Origin of the sequence: Cuneatibacter sp. NSJ-177, assembly GCF_022867805.1 — a bacterium.
GTDB lineage: Bacteria > Bacillota > Clostridia > Lachnospirales > Lachnospiraceae > Pseudolachnospira.
This window is the reverse complement of the sequence record NZ_JALIFO010000002.1, coordinates 53,900-71,970: the sequence shown is the minus strand read 5'-3', so window position 1 is coordinate 71,970 and position 18,071 is coordinate 53,900. Positions and strand designations below refer to the sequence as shown.

At 53.3% G+C, this 18,071-nt stretch carries 16 protein-coding genes and 6 tRNA genes; 21 read left to right on the top strand and 1 reads right to left on the bottom strand.

From position 1 onward, the window contains the following. Positions 1-259 precede the first annotated feature (259 nt). The 12 genes from MUB23_RS04395 (at position 260) to MUB23_RS04340 (ending at position 6,506) form a co-directional block, all read left to right on the top strand. Positions 260-1,345, top strand: a complete 1,086-nt coding sequence (locus MUB23_RS04395) for an ABC transporter substrate-binding protein (RefSeq protein ID WP_244799130.1) — start codon at positions 260-262, stop codon at positions 1,343-1,345. 112 nt (positions 1,346-1,457) lie between these two features. Beyond that, the gene (locus MUB23_RS04390) at positions 1,458-2,402 is read left to right on the top strand and encodes an ABC transporter permease (protein WP_244799129.1); all 945 of its coding nucleotides are present in this window, start codon (positions 1,458-1,460) and stop codon (positions 2,400-2,402) included. Continuing rightward, a complete protein-coding gene (locus tag MUB23_RS04385) occupies positions 2,395-3,189 on the top strand; it encodes an ABC transporter ATP-binding protein (RefSeq protein WP_244799128.1) in 795 nt (264 codons plus the stop codon). Before MUB23_RS04390 ends, MUB23_RS04385 begins: the two co-directional genes overlap by 8 nt. Positions 3,190-3,351: 162 nt before the next feature. Beyond that, positions 3,352-3,423: transfer RNA gene (locus tag MUB23_RS04380), tRNA-Glu, on the top strand. An 8-nt stretch (positions 3,424-3,431) separates the two neighbouring features. Further along, positions 3,432-3,505, top strand: a tRNA-Ile gene (locus tag MUB23_RS04375). A gap of 33 nt (positions 3,506-3,538) precedes the next feature. Further along, positions 3,539-3,612: transfer RNA gene (locus MUB23_RS04370), tRNA-Asp, on the top strand. A 21-nt stretch (positions 3,613-3,633) separates the two neighbouring features. Then, a tRNA-Leu gene (locus MUB23_RS04365) sits at positions 3,634-3,719 on the top strand. A 25-nt stretch (positions 3,720-3,744) separates the two neighbouring features. After that, a tRNA-Arg gene (locus MUB23_RS04360) sits at positions 3,745-3,818 on the top strand. 48 nt (positions 3,819-3,866) lie between these two features. Continuing rightward, a tRNA-Leu gene (locus tag MUB23_RS04355) sits at positions 3,867-3,948 on the top strand. Between the two features lie 203 nt (positions 3,949-4,151). Further along, positions 4,152-4,967, top strand: coding sequence for a delta-lactam-biosynthetic de-N-acetylase (locus tag MUB23_RS04350; RefSeq protein WP_244799127.1), 816 nt, complete (start codon positions 4,152-4,154; stop codon positions 4,965-4,967). Positions 4,968-5,165: 198 nt separating this feature from the next. Further along, a complete protein-coding gene (locus MUB23_RS04345; protein ID WP_244799126.1) occupies positions 5,166-5,663 on the top strand; it encodes a shikimate kinase in 498 nt (165 codons plus the stop codon). 18 nt (positions 5,664-5,681) lie between these two features. Next, on the top strand, positions 5,682-6,506 hold the full coding sequence (locus MUB23_RS04340; protein WP_244799125.1) for an aldo/keto reductase: 825 nt from the start codon (positions 5,682-5,684) through the stop codon (positions 6,504-6,506). A gap of 106 nt (positions 6,507-6,612) precedes the next feature. Here the strand turns inward: MUB23_RS04340 and MUB23_RS04335 are convergent, their stop codons facing one another. Beyond that, positions 6,613-8,169 (bottom strand): PucR family transcriptional regulator, encoded by a 1,557-nt coding sequence (locus tag MUB23_RS04335; RefSeq protein ID WP_244799124.1) that lies wholly within the window; start codon positions 8,167-8,169, stop codon positions 6,613-6,615. A gap of 399 nt (positions 8,170-8,568) precedes the next feature. Here MUB23_RS04335 and MUB23_RS04330 point away from each other — a divergent pair, with 399 nt between their 5' ends. The 9 genes from MUB23_RS04330 to MUB23_RS04290 all read left to right on the top strand — a co-directional run bounded on the left by MUB23_RS04330 (position 8,569) and on the right by MUB23_RS04290 (position 17,951). Beyond that, complete coding sequence (locus MUB23_RS04330; RefSeq protein ID WP_244799123.1) at positions 8,569-9,390, top strand: class I fructose-bisphosphate aldolase; 822 nt, start codon at positions 8,569-8,571, stop codon at positions 9,388-9,390. A 24-nt stretch (positions 9,391-9,414) separates the two neighbouring features. Beyond that, the gene (locus MUB23_RS04325) at positions 9,415-10,935 is read left to right on the top strand and encodes an FGGY-family carbohydrate kinase (RefSeq protein ID WP_244799122.1); all 1,521 of its coding nucleotides are present in this window, start codon (positions 9,415-9,417) and stop codon (positions 10,933-10,935) included. A 33-nt stretch (positions 10,936-10,968) separates the two neighbouring features. Continuing rightward, positions 10,969-12,225, top strand: a complete 1,257-nt coding sequence (locus MUB23_RS04320; protein WP_244799121.1) for a branched-chain amino acid ABC transporter substrate-binding protein — start codon at positions 10,969-10,971, stop codon at positions 12,223-12,225. 90 nt (positions 12,226-12,315) lie between these two features. Next, positions 12,316-13,269, top strand: coding sequence for a branched-chain amino acid ABC transporter permease (locus MUB23_RS04315; protein ID WP_244799120.1), 954 nt, complete (start codon positions 12,316-12,318; stop codon positions 13,267-13,269). A gap of 1 nt (position 13,270) precedes the next feature. Continuing rightward, the gene (locus MUB23_RS04310; protein WP_244799119.1) at positions 13,271-14,326 is read left to right on the top strand and encodes a branched-chain amino acid ABC transporter permease; all 1,056 of its coding nucleotides are present in this window, start codon (positions 13,271-13,273) and stop codon (positions 14,324-14,326) included. Between the two features lie 93 nt (positions 14,327-14,419). Then, complete coding sequence (locus MUB23_RS04305) at positions 14,420-15,247, top strand: ABC transporter ATP-binding protein (protein WP_244799118.1); 828 nt, start codon at positions 14,420-14,422, stop codon at positions 15,245-15,247. Beyond that, on the top strand, positions 15,228-15,941 hold the full coding sequence (locus tag MUB23_RS04300) for an ABC transporter ATP-binding protein (RefSeq protein WP_244799117.1): 714 nt from the start codon (positions 15,228-15,230) through the stop codon (positions 15,939-15,941). The genes MUB23_RS04305 and MUB23_RS04300 overlap by 20 nt, the downstream gene beginning before the upstream one ends. A 19-nt stretch (positions 15,942-15,960) precedes the next feature. After that, a complete protein-coding gene (locus MUB23_RS04295; RefSeq protein ID WP_244799116.1) occupies positions 15,961-16,989 on the top strand; it encodes a zinc-dependent alcohol dehydrogenase in 1,029 nt (342 codons plus the stop codon). 68 nt (positions 16,990-17,057) lie between these two features. Then, on the top strand, positions 17,058-17,951 hold the full coding sequence (locus MUB23_RS04290; protein WP_244799115.1) for a D-psicose 3-epimerase: 894 nt from the start codon (positions 17,058-17,060) through the stop codon (positions 17,949-17,951). Positions 17,952-18,071: the final 120 nt, after the last annotated feature.

Genomic DNA, 18,071 nt, shown 5'->3' with positions numbered 1-18,071 from the left:
TTTCCGCACTTTTTTATCGCCGCGAGCCAAGGCCCTTGAGCTTATACTCCGGTGGGCTCCGCTGTAGCCGCTATTTCTCATTGTACAAAGAAAAAAGAGGACAAAAGTGTCAAAACCGGCTGTTGTTTCGAAAAGAAAGGAAAATTATAGAATTTTCTGCTTGACGAAGCAGAGGGTTCGAGGTATAGTCTACTTATTATCATTAACGCTTGCACGCGTTAAAGCGTGGCAGGATTAAAGCAATGGGAGGAAAAGAGTTATGAAAAAAATGGCGGCGCTTGCCATGGCATTGGTCATGGCAATGGCAACACTGACGGGGTGCGGTTCTGGCTCCGGAACCACGACGGCGGCGGCCGGGACGACCGAAGCGGCTACCACAAAGGCGGAGGCCACGACTGCTGCGGAGACAACTGCGCCGGCTGCTTCCAGCGGAGCGGAGTCGACCGGGGCAGTTGCGGACGGCAAGGTTTACAAGATTGGAATCTGCCAGCTGACCCAACATGTGGCATTGGATTCCGCCACGGAAGGGTTCCAGAAGGCATTGACCGACCTCCTCGGAGAGGATCATGTAACCTTTGATTTGCAGAATGCGTCCGGAGATTCTTCGACGTGTGCGACGATCATCAATCAGTTTGTTTCCGGAAACGTGGATCTGATCCTTGCCAACGCCACCGCTTCCCTTCAGGCAGCCGCGGCGGGCACCAACGAGATTCCAATTTTGGGAACCTCCATCACCGACTATGCGACGGCTCTGGAGATCGACAACTGGAACGGCACCACCGGGACAAACATCTCCGGTACCTCGGATCTGGCTCCTCTGGCGGATCAGGCGGCCATGCTTCATGAGCTGTTCCCGGATGCGAAGACCGTCGGCCTTCTGTATTGTTCGGCTGAGCCGAACTCCACCTACCAGGTGAATGTCGTGAAGGCGGAACTGGAAAAGCTGGGATATACCTGCAAGACCTACACCTTTGCGGATTCCAACGATATCGCCTCCATCACGACCACGGCTGTCTCTGAATGCGAAGTTCTCTACGTGCCTACGGACAACACGGCGGCCAACAACACCGAGATCATCAATAACATCTGCCAGCCCGCCGGGATTCCTGTTGTCGCCGGTGAAGAGGGAATCTGCAAGGGCTGCGGCGCAGCTACTCTGTCCATCGACTACTACGATATCGGCTACAAAGCCGGCGAGATGGCTTACGAGATTCTGGTAAACAATGCGGATATTTCCGCCATGCCGGTTGAGTTCGCTCCCAAGGTGGTCAAGAAATACAATAAGGCGAACTGCGAAGCGCTGAACATCACGGTGCCGGATGATTATGTGGCCATTGAGGAATAGGCGGCAGTAACATCCGACCGGGCGTTTTTGCAGCATCCCATTTTTGCACTTTACTCTGATTGGGATGGTATTTCGATCGAAAGCGATTATTGGAGAATGGGAGGATAGTAGTGTGAATCTCGATATTACTGCACTGTTCAACGCGCTGCCGGGGGCGTGCGCCCAGGGACTGATCTGGGGCATCATGGCCATCGGCGTGTACATTACCTACAAAGTTTTGGATCTGGCGGATCTGACTGTGGATGGGACCATGTGCACCGGCGGCGCGGTCTGTATCATGCTGATGCTGGACGGCCATTCCGTTGGCTTTTCTCTGCTGTGCGCCTTTGGAGCCGGAATGCTGGCCGGACTGGTGACGGGGCTGTTCCATACAACCATGGGGATCCCGGCCATCCTGGCGGGCATCTTGACTCAGCTTGGCCTTTATTCCATCAATCTTCGGATTATGGGAGGCAAGGCTAATCAAGCCATCAGTGTGGACAAGTATCCTCTGCTGGTATCCCTGCGCAATGTGAAGGATGTTCCGTTTTATCAGAACACCATTTTCATCGTCGCGCTGATCATTCTTGTCCTGATCGGAATTTTATACTGGTTCTTCGGCACCGAGCTCGGCTGCTCGATCCGTGCGACGGGCTCCAATCCCAACATGTCGCGGGCCCAGGGGATCAATACCAATTTCAGCAAGATCCTGGGCCTGATGCTCTCCAACGGCATCGTGGCTTTTGCCAGCGGTCTGTACGCCCAATATCAGGGCTTTGCCGATGTGAACATGGGAAGAGGCGCCATTGTCATCGGTCTGGCCGCCGTGATCATCGGACAGGTTGTGTTCGGAAAGATCTCCGGGAATTTCGCATTTAAGCTGCTCTCGGTGGCCCTGGGCGCAATTCTTTATTATCTGGTTCTCCAGATAGTCCTGTGGCTCGGCCTAAATTCCAATGATTTGAAGCTGCTTTCCGCTCTGGTCGTCGCTGTGTTTTTGGCGATCCCTTATATCAAAGGAAAGTATTTCTCCAAGCCTGTGAAATCGTTGAAAAAAGGAGGCGCTTCCCGTGCTTAATATCAAAGAAATCAGTAAAACCTTTAATGTGGGAACCGTCAATGAAAAGACAGCGCTGAACGGCCTGTCTCTTCACCTGGAGGACGGCGATTTTGTCACGGTCATCGGCGGAAACGGCGCGGGAAAATCCACAATGCTCAACGCAGTGGCCGGCGTCTGGCCGGTGGACGAGGGAAGAATCGAGATCGATGGGATCAATGTGACGCGTCTACCCGAATTTAAGCGGGCCCGTTATCTGGGCCGCGTGTTCCAGGATCCCATGACCGGGACCGCCGCCAGCATGCAGATCGAAGAGAATATGGCTTTAGCCTCCCGCAGAGGGGCGCTTCGGACCCTCCGTCCAGGGATCACCCACAAGGAGCGGACGCTGTTTCAGGAGCAGCTGCGGATTTTGGATCTGGGCTTGGAAGACCGGCTCACCTCGAAGGTTGGCCTGCTCTCCGGCGGACAGCGCCAGGCGCTGACGCTTTTGATGGCGACATTAAAAAAACCGAAGCTGCTGCTCTTGGATGAGCACACAGCGGCCCTGGATCCGAAGACCGCGGCTAAAGTGTTGGACGCGACGGACCGGATCATTGCGAAGGATCATCTGACCGCCATCATGATCACCCATAATATGAAGGACGCCATCGCCCACGGAAACCGGTTGGTGATGATGTACGAGGGAAGAATCATCTACGATGTCGCGGGAGAGGAGAAGAAGAAACTGAAGGTTTCGGACCTCCTGGAGAAATTCGAGCAGGCCAGCGGCGGAAACTTTGCCAACGACCGGATGATGCTGTCCTAAATATAGCCCGGTCTTCCCTGCATTTTTGAAAGCGCAGTTTGCCGGGAAGAAGGCTGCGGCGGATCATGAAATTTGTAAAAAATCCTTGCGAAAAAGTCCTTGCATTTCCCTGGTAAATGTGATATTCTATTTTAGGTCAGTCCCTTACCGGGGAATGCTTTTGGCTCCGTGGTCAAGCGGTTAAGACATCGCCCTTTCACGGCGGTAACACGGGTTCGATTCCCGTCGGAGTCACTTCGCTTGGACCTTTAGCTCAGTTGGTTAGAGCAACCGGCTCATAACCGGTCGGTCCTGGGTTCGAGTCCCCGAAGGTCCATTGCGCATCCTCCGGGTGTGAAAATTTTTGTTTGGCCCGATGGCTCAGTTGGTTAGAGCGCCGCCCTGTCACGGCGGAGGTCGTGGGTTCGAGTCCCATTCGGGTCGTTGGTCGCATACAGCTTCCATGCCGGCATGGCGGAACTGGCAGACGCACAGGACTTAAAATCCTGCGGGTGGCGACACTCGTACCGGTTCGATTCCGGTTGCCGGCAGTTGCCCATAAATATGGCAGAATCAGTGCGTGTAGCTCAGCTGGATAGAGCGTCTGACTACGGATCAGAAGGCCGGGAGTTCGAATCTTCTCACGCACGTTTGAAACAGGCTTGATATTCAAGCTTGTTTTTTCTATCAGAAATTGCGCGGATATGGTGGAATTGGCAGACACGCAGGATTTAGGTTCCTGTCTCTCACGAGGTATGGGTTCAAGTCCCATTATCCGCAGAAAATGAAACATGCCGCTGACAGCAAAAGCAGTTTCCGGGATCCGGGGACTGCTTTTTGCTATGGACAAGATCCATTGATCTGCTGGATCAACTAGGGATGGTAGGGAATCCTATGCCGGGAAGAGGAAACGGAACAAAAAGCCTGGCATAAAAGCCAGCCGAATCCATATATTTAATACAAACTCTGATTGGTGGTCGTATATGAAACGGAAGATTGTAAAGGGAGCGAGGGTGCTCCTCCTCTTTGCCGCGGCTTTCCTGGCCGGGGATCTGACGGCGCGGGGCGTCGAATATTTTCAGCCGGAAGCGGTTCCCGCGGCGGCCGAGGGGGACTGGGGATTGAGTTTTCAGCAGGAAGGCGAACCTCCGGTTGCCAATGCCAGCTTTGAGGAGCTCAAGCAGTATAATGCCTACTATGCCGAGGATACGACGGAAAAAGTGCTGTATCTCACCTTTGACTGTGGGTATGAGAATGGAAATATGCCGGCCATTTTGGATGCGCTGAAAAAACACAATGCTCCGGCAACCTTTTTCGTAGTCGGGACTTTGATGAAATCCGACCCGGATCTGATCCGTCGGATCGTCGAGGAGGGCCATACCATCGGAAATCATACCTACACCCACCCGGACATGTCCAAGATTTCTACGAAAGAAGCTTTTGCCAAGGAGCTTCAGGATGTAGAAACCCTGTATGAACAGATCGTCGGAGCCCCGATGACGAAATATTACCGGCCGCCCCAGGGAAAATACAGCGAATCCAATCTTTCTATGGCAAAGGAGATGGGATATCAGACGTTTTTCTGGAGCTTGGCCTATGTGGACTGGTATCAGGATCAGCAGCCGACCAAGGAGGAAGCGTTTAAAAAGCTGCTCGGCCGGATTCACCCCGGCGCCGTCGTCCTGCTGCACAGCACTTCCCAGACCAACGCGGAGATCATGGATGAGCTTTTGACGAAATGGGAGGAGATGGGATACCAATTTAAATCCCTGGATCAGCTGGCAGGCGGCGCAGCCTAACCGGTTTTTATCCGGCCGCAGAGATGGGTACAGAAGAAGGCGGATGAAAGGAAAAGAGGAGAGGACAGCGTTTTCTATTTTGGAAACCGCAATCCTCTCTTCTTTTTCAATCACTCGATGAAAAACGGGAGAGAAGTCCCCATTGATTTTGAACGCAGAATATTGTATGATGATAAAATATTGACAAAGGAGGCGGACGTGGACAACATTGTTTTAATCGGAATGCCGGGATGCGGGAAGAGCACCGTTGGCGTGGTATTGGCCAAAAATCTGGGCTATGAGTTTATCGATTCCGATCTGCTGATCCAGGCCAGGGAAAAACGGCTTCTGTGTGAAATCATTGAGCAGGAGGGACTGATACGTTTCAATCAGATCGAGGAGGAAGTCAATGCCTCCATCGAAGCCGAGCGATCCATCATTGCCACAGGGGGAAGCGTAGTGTACGGGTGCAAAGCCATGGAACATCTGAGGAACATCGGAACCGTGGTGTACCTGAGGCTGACCTATGAGGAGATCGAGGAGCGGCTGGGAGATCTGGCGCAGAGAGGCGTCTCGGTCCGGGAGGATCAGTCCCTGCGGGATCTCTACGACGAACGGGTTCCTCTCTACGAGCGATACGCACATGTGACCGTGGATGGGACAGGCTTGATGCTCCGGGACGTGGTAAGGAAGATCAAAGAAGCCTGCGGAAAATAAAATGAAGGAGTGTGAAAAATGATGACAATTACGGATCAGACAGAGCTGCTGGATGGCAGGGAGATGCCGGTCTTTGGATTTGGCTGCTATAATTCTTATGGGGATGAAATCACCAAGGCCGTGGCTACGGCGATTGAAACCGGATACCGCTATATCGATTCTGCGGCCCGGTACGGGAATGAGGCGGAGGTCGGTGCTGCGCTGAAGCAGTTTGCCGGGAAAAGGGAAGACTTGTTCGTACTCTCTAAGGTCTGGCCGACCGCCTACGATGCGGCAGAGGAAGCCGTTGTAACCTCCATGAAGGAATTGGGCGTGGAGTATCTGGACGCCATGCTGCTGCACTGGCCCGGAACCGACGAGGCCAGGAGGCTGAGAGCCTATGAGGTCTTGCTGAATCTGAGGGAGCGGGGGCTCATTCGGACCGTCGGGGTATCCAACTTCCAAGAAGATCAGATCGAGGTGGTTCGCCGTCAATTCGGAGCTTATCCTGCCATCAATGAGATGGAAGTGCATCCGGGTTACCAGCAGAACGATCTTCAGGATTTCTGCAAAGAGCGGGGCATTGTCAGGATCGCCTACAGCCCGATCGGGCGCGGGCGTTATCAGGACAATGAGACGATCAAGAGCCTGAGCGGGAAATACGGGAAAACGCCAAGCCAGGTGATCCTGCGCTGGCATCTGCAACGGGGAACGGTGCCGATTCCCAAATCCGGCCATGCAGAGCGCATTAGAGAGAATGCCGATGTCTTCGATTTCAGCCTGACAGAGACGGAGATGGAAGCCATGCGCGGGCTGGAATGCAATGGGCATATGGGATTGGATCCTCTGACGTTTAATGGGTGATAAAAGAAAGTATTAACATGGAGACCCAAAATACCGCAGGCTGTGAAAGCCTGCGGTATTTTGGGTCTCCATACATAGAACCGGCTGGAAAGAGGGGGATACGTGCCTATTTCACCTCCTCCAGCATTTGTAAATCCAACATCTGCATCATCCAGTAAGAGTAGAGGAAATAGACGCTGATCCGGGTATTGGCCAAGTCAATACCGAACAACTCCTTTGCTTTACCGATGCGGTAGGAGACCGTATTTTTGTGAACGTAAAGTTTGTTGGCGGTCTTGTTCAGGTTTTTTCCGCAGATCAGGTACTCATAGATGGTCTCCAGATAGTCTGTGTGATTTTCCTGATCATAATTTTGGACCTTCCGAAACGCGACGGAGAAAAAGTTCTCAATTCTTGTGTGGGATGTGCTTTGAATCAAATCATAAAATTTGTAATCGTCGTAAAAACAGAACCAGTGTTCCGGCCGGAGCTTGGCGGACAGATCCAGAGTTCTCAGACTTTGCTTATCGTAGGCGGCTATCTCATACAGATCGGAAAAAGTGTCGCTGATTCCCAGCCGGAGATGCTTGTCCAGGAAAAATTCCCGCTCCGCTTCCAGGATTTCCGGGAAGGTATCCTCCATTTCGCTGGTGTTGACCACGCAGACTACATGCCCCATACACCAGATCGTCCACGAAGATAGAAACATTTTGGAAAATTGTTCTTTTAACACTTCTTTTTTGGGATCAAAATTTTGATAATGCTCCACATCGATCACAATCACCCGGTAAAGGGCCGGCTGCTCAAATTCTGTATTCCGGATCCGTTCCTGAAAACCTTGACGGTTCTTGAATTCTCCCATCAGACATTCAATGATGATATGCTCCCCATAATAGCCGTGGATCGTCCGGTCCAGCTCATTTTGCGTCTTTACAATGTAGGAAATCACATTGCTGGCCAGCACCATCAGGTCCGTGTTCATCCAGCTAAAGGGCGATTTATGTTCAAAAGCGATCAGATATCCGGAATGCTGCTGTTGAAACATCATTTTACTGACGCATATTTGCATTCCATCCGATAGGAGAACGGAAAAAGGGCGTTTGGAGGAGGATGCTTCCTGGACCTGGCGTGACTGCTGGAATTCAGCGATGAATTCAAAGGAGCAGTAGCCTCTGCTGATGGCTCGAAGCCATTGGTGGTTACTCAGTGGCTGCTCATGGGAGAATGCCAGGATTTTAAAGTTGAGGTCCACGACCACAAGAGGATTTTGCAGGATAAGGGCTGCCGCATCCACCATACTTTCCAAAGAGGAACCGGTCAACATCAGGTTTAGAAGATTGCTGGAATGGTGCAGATAGGCATCGTATGTCTTGAGAATGGAACGGCATTGAAGCAAAAGTTTTTCGCTGTCTAACATCCGGTCGAACAGGTAAATCGTATTGCCGGGGACCCAGCCGGAAGGAATGGATTCTTGGTCCCGTATGAGGAGGAGCAGCAGGAAATTGATGTTGGAGAGATGCCGTTTGGCCTGGGATACCGTGCCGATGTAGAGGGTATCCTCCTGGAAGTTTTCCCTGGACTCCGGGATTTTCATGACCTGTGAGAAGGAACGGCAGTGGTCGCACATATTGAGAGCTAGGGGATGGTAGGAAGATAGCTCGTTAATGAGATCAGAAACATCCATATTCGATACCTCCGGAAAGAACGATCCGCTTTATGCTTCCTATCGTACAACATATTTTTTTGTTTGTCAATTCAACGGTAATAGTAGAAGAAACAGGGTATTGGTATAAAAACACAAAAATAATTAACAGGATAGGCAAAGGATTTAAATGTAATTGTACCTAAATCAAAGAAAAATTAAAAAATAATAATATATAAGCAGAAAAAATAAAAAAGAATAAAAGAATAAAAAGATAAAAAATAAACAAATTGTATCTATAGCACATTTTGAAGGATAAAGTTTAAAAGCGTGTGACATATACGGGAAAAATAATCTCTGCTATAATTTTAAACACTTCCTACCAGCGGCCGTGGAAGGAAGATGAATACACAGACAAGGTTTGGGAAGGAGGAAGGCAAAATGAAATATGACAAAAAACCGGCGGTTGGCAGAATTCTCGGCAAGGACGGCCGGGTGGTGATGCTGGCGATGGACCATGCCAGAATGAATGGAATATTCCGGGGACTGGAGGATCCGGTTCCGGCCATGGAGGCGGCGATCGAGGGCGGGGCCGATGCGATTATGACTTCTTATGGAGTGATGAAGCATTACCGCAGTCTTTTGGACGGTAATCTGGCCAAGGTGCTCCGCATGGATACAGGGGCGACCCGGTTCAGGGACGATTGGGAACAGTTCCGTGAATGGCACCAAGTGTATCAGGTTGAGGATGCGCTGCGGATCGGAGCCGATGCGGTGATCTCCTATGGATTTCCAGGGATCGGGGTAGATGCAGAGACTCTGCGGATCATCGGGGGACTTGCGGCGGCGTCCGACCGCTATGGACTGGTCAGCATTGCAGAGATGCACGCGTGCCCTTCGCCCGGCGTGGCGGACCCTTACGAGCCGGAGGTGGTGGCTTCTGAGGCACGGATTGCCTCGGAATTCGGCGCAGATCTGGTGAAGACGGATTATACCGGGAGTGTGGAAAGCTTTCAGACAGTGACAAAGGCTTGCCCAGTTCCGATTATCATTGCAGGCGGAAAAAAATGCGCGACACCGCGGGATACGTTTGTTATGATGCAGGATGCCCTGAAGGCAGGGGCAGCCGGATGCGTGTTTGGACGCCAAATTTGGCAGGACCCTTGTCCGCTCGGAATGACGAAAGGGCTGGTGGCTTTGGTTCACCACGGAGCCGGGGTGGAAGAAGCCGTGGAGATTTACCGGGAAACTTGCGGCCGGTAGCCGGTCAGAGGGGAGGAAGAGTCTTTGACAGAACTGTTTATCAGTGTGGATATTGGGACCACCAACACCAAAGGGGCGCTGATGGATGCCGGCGGCAGATTGCTTTCCAGCCATTCAATCGGCCATCTGGTTCAAAGCCCACAGCCTGGATGGGCGGAACATGACATGGAACAGAACTGGTGGCTGGATGCTGTCCGGATCATCCGCCGGCTTATGGAGGATTCCGGCGTCCGGCCGGAGGGAGTGAGATCCATCATGGTCAGCGGCATGTGCCCTTCCATCGGGCTAACCGATGAGGAAGGCCGTCCTTTGAGAAACGGGATCACCCAGTCGGATATCCGGGAGCCGGAACACACGCTTTTCGATTTTGGCGTGACGCCGTGGGATCATTGTGAGAAGAGTACCTATATTATTCCGCGCCTTCTCTGGGTTCGGGAGAATGAGCCGGAAGAATACGGGAAAGTGAGAAAGCTTTTTTATGCTCACAGCTACCTGTATTATCGCCTCACCGGCTGTTATGCCATTGATTTCAACACGGCCTGCTGGGTGACGCCTTTGTTCAACCCGCAGAAGAAGGAATTCGACCCCCAGGTCCTGGCGGCGATTGGATTGGGGCTTTGCGAGCTGCCCCAGGTAAAGTCCCCGGTTGATGCCAATTGTTTCTTGTCGGAGGACGCGGCGGAATTGACTGGCCTGACAACAAACACCAGGGTCTGTGTGGGAACCGGCGATTTTTATGAGTCATTGATGGCGGCCGGGGTCAGAGGCCGGGGAGACGGCATGCTCTATTTCGGCAGCGTCGGCATGTATTTTGGGATGGCAGAGGATTTGTCTGTTTTTCTAAAAAAGCCAACCATGATGGGGCTCCCAAAAGACCCGATCGAAATGGGGCCGGCATTCCCGGTCAGCGGGATCCTGCTGGAATGGTTCCGGGCCGAATTTGCCAAGGCGGAATCTGTACAGGCCCAAAATGACCGGAAAAATTTCTTTGCCTGGATGGATGAAAAAGCAGCGCGCCTTCCGATCGGTGCGGACCGGCTGATATTTTTGCCCCATCTGAACGGGGAGAGGAACCCAACGAAGGATCCGCATGCACGGGGCGTTTTGTACGGGCTTCGGCTGGATCACAGTGTTACCCATGTTTACCGGGCCATTATGGAGTCCTATTGTTACAGTGTCCGGCAGGCAATGGAAGAGATGGTGAAAAACGGAGAGGTGACGCCGGTTCACCGGATCAGCGTCAGCGGAGGCGGGGCCAAGAGCGCCCTGTGGAGGCAGATTACCAGCGATGTGCTGGGGGTGGAGACAATCTACAACCCGTGTGGGGAAGAGACCCTGGCAGGCTGTTATCTGGCGGCAATGGGAGCAGGATATTTTTCAGATCTGGATCCGTTTTACCAACAATGGCTGCAAAGCGGAACGATCAAAACCGTACCGATTCCGGCGAACGAGGAGCTTTATGATAAAACCTACGGGATGTACCGGAGAATCTATGGCTGTTTGAGCGGCACGTATCAGGGGTTGGAGGCATTACCGGGAAAATAGAAGAAGGATGGAAAAAGCAAAGGGGGAAATAGGATGAAAATGAAAAAAAAGTCAATATTAGCCGTTTTATTGGTCCTGGGGATGATGGGTTCTGTCTGTGCCTGCGGTAAGGAGGCAGAGCCGGCATCTACGCCGCAAGGCGGGACAGAGGCCACTACGGCGGGAGGCACGTCGGAAGGCGCCGCCGCCTCCGGCACATTGGATGAGAGCAACCCGATTTATCTGGCGGCGACCATGCCCTTGACCGGGGAGGATGTCTACCAGTGGGAGGTCCAAAAAAAGGTGATGCTGATGGCGGTGGATGAGATCAATGCAGCCGGAGGCGTTTTGGGCCGGAAGGTGATTTTGGACTGTTACGACGATGCGGGGGATCCTCAGCAGGGGGTAACCGTGATTCAGGGTATTGTGGATGATTCCAAATATGCTGGGCTTCTGGGGCCTGCCTACAGCGGGGTGACCCTGGCTGCCCTCCCGATTACCATGGAGGCCAATATTCCCCAGGTCACCAATGCCAGCAATTCCCAGATTACAGAGCAGGGAGCCACCAATATTTTTATCAACAGTATCAATGACAGCCTGATGGGGCCGGTAGCGGCGATGTATCTTCACGACACCCTGGGCGCTAAAAGCGTAGCGATTGTGCATAACAAAACAACCTGGGGGCAGGGCGTGACGGAAAAATTCAAAGCCAAGGCGGAGGAACTGGGGATGACCGTGACCAGCTTCCAGGGAGTGGATACGGACAGCGCAGACTATTCGGCAATCCTGACGAAGATCAAGAATGAGAATCCGGACGCCATCTACACTGGTATGGCTGTGGAGGCGGGACGGTTCCGCAAACAGATGGTGTCCCTCGGCATGACCGATATGATTTTTATCGGGGCAGAGCTGGATGGGGCGGAGATCATGGATCAGGCAGGGGCAGACCTGGTGGGAGCTTATACGATCAGTTCAGCTCCGGACCGGAATGAAAAGACCATGAATGATGCGACGCGGGCATTCACCGAACGCTGCCAGGCAGATTTCGGTTTGAACCCGGAACCGTGGTCCTTCTATGCCTATGACAGTGTATTCGTGATTGCGGACGCCATTGAGCGGGCCGGATCGACAGAGAAGGAGGCGGTGATCGCTGCTCTCCGTGAAACGGAAATGGATGGGATCTGTATGGAAGAATTCCATTGGAGTTTTGACGAGAAAGGCCGCTTGGCAGAACCAATCACTTTCGTGTGGCAGTGTACGGCAGCCGGGGAATTCTCCCAGATTGAAAAAATTTCTGCCAAATATGAATAGAGAACAACGGGGGATCGTCCAGGGAAGGAGAGCTGTTTTTCCTTCCCCGGATTTTTCCGGAAAGGATGAGATCTGTAAGGAGGGATCGGTATGCTGGCACAGCAGATAGTAAACGGACTTGTCTCCGGCTGCATCATTGCGCTGATTGCACTGGGGTATACGATGGTTTACGGCGTGATGCGTATGATCAATTTTGCCCATGCTTCTATTTTTATGTCGGGTTCCATGTTTGCCTGGTTTATGCTGAAGGGCTTACATGTCATTGAAGGGCAGTTGACGTCGGAGACAGTGGAGATGAGCAGTACGAGTAAAATCCTGGTATTCCTTTTGGTTTCAGTGGCTGCGGCTGCCTTCTGCGCTTTGCTCGGCTTGGCTTTGGAGCGGTTGGCCTACCGTCCTCTGCAGAATGCCAGCCGGCTGTCGGTTGTGATCGCCGCGATGGCGGCCGGGATGACCATGGACAATGTGGCAATGCTGGTCTCCGGGGGAAGCGCCAAGGGTTTTCCGATGCTTCTGCCGTCTAAAACCTTTACGGTGGCGGGGGCCAATGTGACTAGTCTACAGATTTTTATCGGCGGGATTACCATTGGAATTTTGCTCCTTCTGACATTTATTGTTCATCGCACCTATATGGGAAGGGCAATCCGGGCCGTCTCAGAGGACCGGGCGGCGGCTTCCTTGATGGGGGTCAATGTAAACCGGGTCATTCAGGTTGTGTTTATTTTAGGCCCGGCGATCGCTGGTATCAGCGCGGTGCTTTACAGCATGTATTACGGCCAATCGGTTTACAGCATGGGAAGCCAGGTGGCTACCAGGGCCTGGATTGCAGCGGTCGTGGGAGGAATCGGAAGCATCCGCGGTTCCGTAGCAGGCGCCATGCTCCTGGGGCTGATGGAGACCATTGGTTCCGGCTATCTGCCGCTATTGACCAATGGCGTGATCGGTTCGGAGTATTCCAAGGTGTTTGCCCTGATTTTGTTGATGCTGGTGCTTTTGTTCCGGCCCCAGGGCCTGTTCGGAGAGCCGATTAAAGGGAGGTCGTGATATGGTAGGAAAGAAAAAATCCGATCGAAGCTCCAGGATTCCTTTTACGGAGCAGGCCGGCAGGTGGATGGAAGAAAGGCCGAAACCGGTGAAATGGCTTCTCGTCGCCGCCCTGGCGGTCCTGATCGCAGCAATGCCTGCTTTTGGAAATTGGTGGGTACGGATCCTGATCAACACCGGCCTAATGCTGATGTGCGCCTTGGGCCTCAATGTGATTCTGGGAAACGTTGGGCAGTTCCATTTGGGATATGTGGCGTTTTACGGGATTGGCGCATATCTTTATGCGATTTTAGCCTCTCCCCACTTGGGGCTTCATGTTCCCTTCCTTCTTGTGTTTGTGCTTGCCGGGATTCTGACCGGGATTTTGGGCGCGGTGCTTTCCATTCCCACAGCGCGGCTGCGGGGGGACTATCTGGCGCTGGTGACGCTGGCCTTTGGGGAAGTTTTTTATCTGATTGTGAATAACATGCAGCTGACCAATGGGGCGCTGGGGATTATGTCGATCGACAAACCGGATCTGGGGATTTTGACTCTGGATTCCCCGGGGAAATTTTATTATGCCATTGCCATTTTGGTCGCCCTGGAGGCGTTCCTGCTGCACCGGATCTCCCAGTCCCGGATTGGGAGGGGGATGGCTGCAATCCGGGAGGATGAGGACGCCGCCGGAGCCATGGGGCTGAATACAAAGAACCTGAAGATCTTGGCCAATGGAATCGGAGCGGTGCCGGCCGGTCTTGCCGGCGTGCTTTTTGCGGCCAGCCAGTCCTTTGTGAGCCCGGTTAATTTTACTTCCACAGACTCGACGCTGATCCTCAGCATGGTGGTAGTCGGGGGCACGGGAAATGTGTTTGGCGTAATCCTCGGCGTGCTGCTTTTGACGATTTTGCCGGAGCCCCTGCGAAGATATATGACCAACACACGGATGTTGTTCTATGCGGTCCTACTGTTGTGCTTTGCCGTCCGCAGGCCCCAGGGACTCTGGAAGGCAAGCCACCGCATATCCCGGATCAAAAAAGATCAGGTGCGCCGGATTCTGGAAGCAGGCGAGAATCGGTAAGCTTTCCTGGGACTGGGAACAATCGTGGGAAGGCACGACAGTGCATAGCGATTTCCAGAGGGAATTTATTAAATGAAAAGGGAGGAGAAGGCGGTGAGTGATGACGGAAAGAAAACGGCGGGACCGGCGGCGGATGACCGGCTCGTGCTGAAGCTGGAGGGAGTCTGTAAATATTTTGGGGCTCTCCATGCAGTGGACGGTGTTTCCTTTCAACTAGATAAAGGAAAAATATTGGGCCTGATCGGTCCCAACGGAGCAGGGAAATCCACTTTGATCAATCTGATCACCGGCTATTATCAGGTGACTTCGGGAAAAGTCTGGTTTCAGGGCCAGGACGTGACCAGCCTGGACGACTACCAGATCTGCCGGCTGGGGATGGCCAGGACTTTTCAGAAAATCAAAGTGTTTCGTGAGATCAGCGTGCTGGACAATGTCCTGATCGGAACCTATGCGAGGACAAAAGCAGGACCGATTGCCGGGATGCTGAGAACAAAAGCAGAGAGGCAGGAGGAAGAACGGGTCCTAGAGAAAGCGCTGGGGCTGCTCCGCTATATGGGGATTGAACAGCTCTGGGATTCCCGCGCCAGCGAGTTGTCTTACGGGGATCAAAGGCGGCTGGAGATTGCCCGCGCCTTGGCTACGGAACCGTCCCTTCTGCTTTTGGATGAGCCTGTGGCGGGCATGAATCCGGCGGAGAAAAAGACGATGATCCGTCTGATCCAGGAGCTTCAGGGCAGTGGGCTGACCATCCTGCTGATCGAGCATGACATGAACATGGTGATGGAGCTTTCCGACCACATTGTCGTCATAGACCATGGCGTGAAAATCGCGGAAGGCAATGCGAAAGAGGTTCAGAAGAATCCGCTGGTCATCGATGCCTATCTGGGAAAGGGGGTAAACCATGAGCATCCTTCAAATTGAAAATCTCATTGCACGGTACGATCAGATCGAAGCGCTGCATGGAATATCCTTTGAGGCAGATCAAGGAGAGATCGTCGCTTTGATCGGTGCAAACGGGGCAGGAAAGTCCACTACCCTGATGTCGGTCTCCGGATTGATGAAGCAGACCTGCGGGAAAATTTATTTTGAGGGCCGGGAGATTCAGTCGGCGGGAGCGCCGAAGATCGCCCAGATGGGAATTGTGCAGGTACCGGAGGGCCGGCGGTGCTTTTGCAGCATGACGGTGGAGGAAAACCTGATGATGGGCTATTACACCCATCGGAAGGAGAAAAAGGAACGCCAATCCCTGGAACGGGTTTTTGGCCTGTTTCCACGTCTTAAGGAGCGGATCCATCAGGTGGCGGATACCTTGAGCGGCGGAGAACAGCAGATGCTGGCAATCGGCCGGGCGATGATGGCGGAGCCGAAAATTTTGCTGATGGACGAACCGTCCCTGGGATTGGCCCCGGTAGTGGTGGAGCAGGTTTTTGAGACGATCCTGCGAATCCGCGAGCAGGGTGTGACAATTGTTTTAGTGGAGCAGAACGCGCGGATGGCCTTGTCGCTGGCCGACAAAGCCTATGTGCTGGAGGTAGGAAACATTGTCCTTCAAGGCACCGGGAGAGAACTGCTGAATCATGAGAGCGTGAAAGCGGCCTATCTGGGCGGCCTTTAGAGAAAAAGGAGCGTATGAAATGAAACGGATTGTATTGACTGACAGGGAAACGTTGCAGCTGGAGGAGGCGCCGGTACCGGCGCCGGGGGATGAGGATGTGGTGATCCGCGTGGAGAGGGCAGGGATCTGCGGTTCCGACGCCCACTTTTACCGGGCGGAGTACAAAGGGACCAAGTTCCCGCTGGTGTTGGGACATGAGTTTGCAGGGACCGTGCACTCCGTTGGCCGGAAGGCGGCTGGATTCCAGCCGGGAGACCGGGTGACTGCGGAACCGGGAATCGGATGCGGGCGCTGTGATTTTTGCAAATCCGGCGCATACAACCTGTGCCGCTCCCAGGATTTTATCGGGGGGCGTCCCGGTTTCCCCGGCGGTTTTGCCGAGTATGTTTCGGTTCCTGCCCGGATGGTGATCCCTCTTCCCCAAGAGATGGATTTTACGACAGGCTGCCTGGTGGAGCCGGTGGCAGTAGCCATGCACTGCCTGGGGCGGGGAAAGATTCAAAAGGGGGATACCGTCTTGATCCTGGGAGCTGGTGCGATCGGGCTCCTGATTGCCCAGGCAGTCCGTTGGGGAGGCGCGGAAAAAATTATCATGAGCGATGTGGCTCCGGAACGGCTGGCCCTTGCCGAAAAGTTTGGAGCGGACCAGGTCATTGACTCCGGAAAGGAAGATTTGATCCGGACGATCCAGGAGAGATACGGCGAAGGCGGTGTGGATGTCGTCTATGACGCAGCCAGTGTTGGCCCTACTTTTTCCCAGGCGGTCCATGTGGTGAAAAGCGGGGGGCGGGTGATCAATGTGGGGGAGGCTGCGAAGCCGGTGGAACTGGAACGGGATTTGCTTGGCAGGGAAATCGAGCTGACTGGAAGCCGTCAGTATACGCGGGAAGATTTTACAAAAGCTTTGGAAGTGATATCCACAGGAGAATTCCCGCTGGATCAAGTGCCAATCCGGTATTATCCTCTCTCCCGGTATACGGAGGCGTTTGATACGGCCCTGAATGATAAAGCAGTGATGCGGGTCATGTTTACCCCACAGGAGGCGTAGAGGACGGGCAATACGAAGAAAGCCCCCGAAAGGGAAGGCTAATTCTATGGTCGAAGAGGAGGCAAAACTTGAAGTACGGAATGTTTTACGGCTATTGGAAGCGGGATTGGAGCGGGGATTATCTGCCGCTCGTTTCGAGGGCTAAGAAGTGTGGTTTTGATATTTTGGCCGTGTCCAGCGGCTATCTGGTTGAGAAAACCGAGGCGGAACTGGATGCGCTGCGCCGGGAAGCGGAAGAATGGGAAGTGGAACTGCACGCCGGGTTCGGGCCCGGCCCGGACTGCAATCTCGCTTCCCAGGACCAGGCGGTTGTGGATCATGCCTTCCGCTACTATGGGCGGATTTTTCAAGTGCTGGAGCGGCTTGGTATCCCTTATCTCGGCGGCAACCACTATTCTTGCGCTCCGCAGGCCCTCCCTTTGCCGATCGACAAGGAAGGGGACCGGGAGCGGCTGCTGGCCCGGATGGACCGGCTCGCCGGACAGGCAGGGGATTGTGGAATTACGTTGATGATGGAGGTCGTATGCCGGTATGAAGGATATCTCATCAATACCGCAGAGGAGGGGGTTGCCTTTTTAAAGGAACTGGGAAAGGAAAACGTCCGCCTGATCCTGGATACCTTCCATATGAATATTGAAGAAGACAGTTTTTCCGCGGCAATCCATACGGCAGGGAAGGCTTTGGGATATTTTCACACAGGGGAGTGCAACCGAAAACTTCCGGGGGCTGGAAGGATTCCTTGGAATGAGATCCGGCACGCATTGCGGCAGATCCATTTTGACGGACCGGTGACGATGGAGCCGTTCATTCTGCCGGGAGGCAGTATCGGGAATGAACTAGGGGTATGGAGAGACCTATCCGGCGGGGCCTCGGAGCAGGAAATGGATCAGATGGCCTCGGAGAGCCTGAAATTTATGAAATATGTGCTGGAAGGGGAAGGTTTTCTGCCGGCGGTTTTGTAGAAACAGGAAATCCGATCTGTTTATCGGAAGTGACGGAAGATCGTAGAAAAAGAGCAGGCCTTCGATGGGGATTCCGGCAGGAAAAGGTTTCAAAAGATCTTTGATTCCAAATCTTGTATG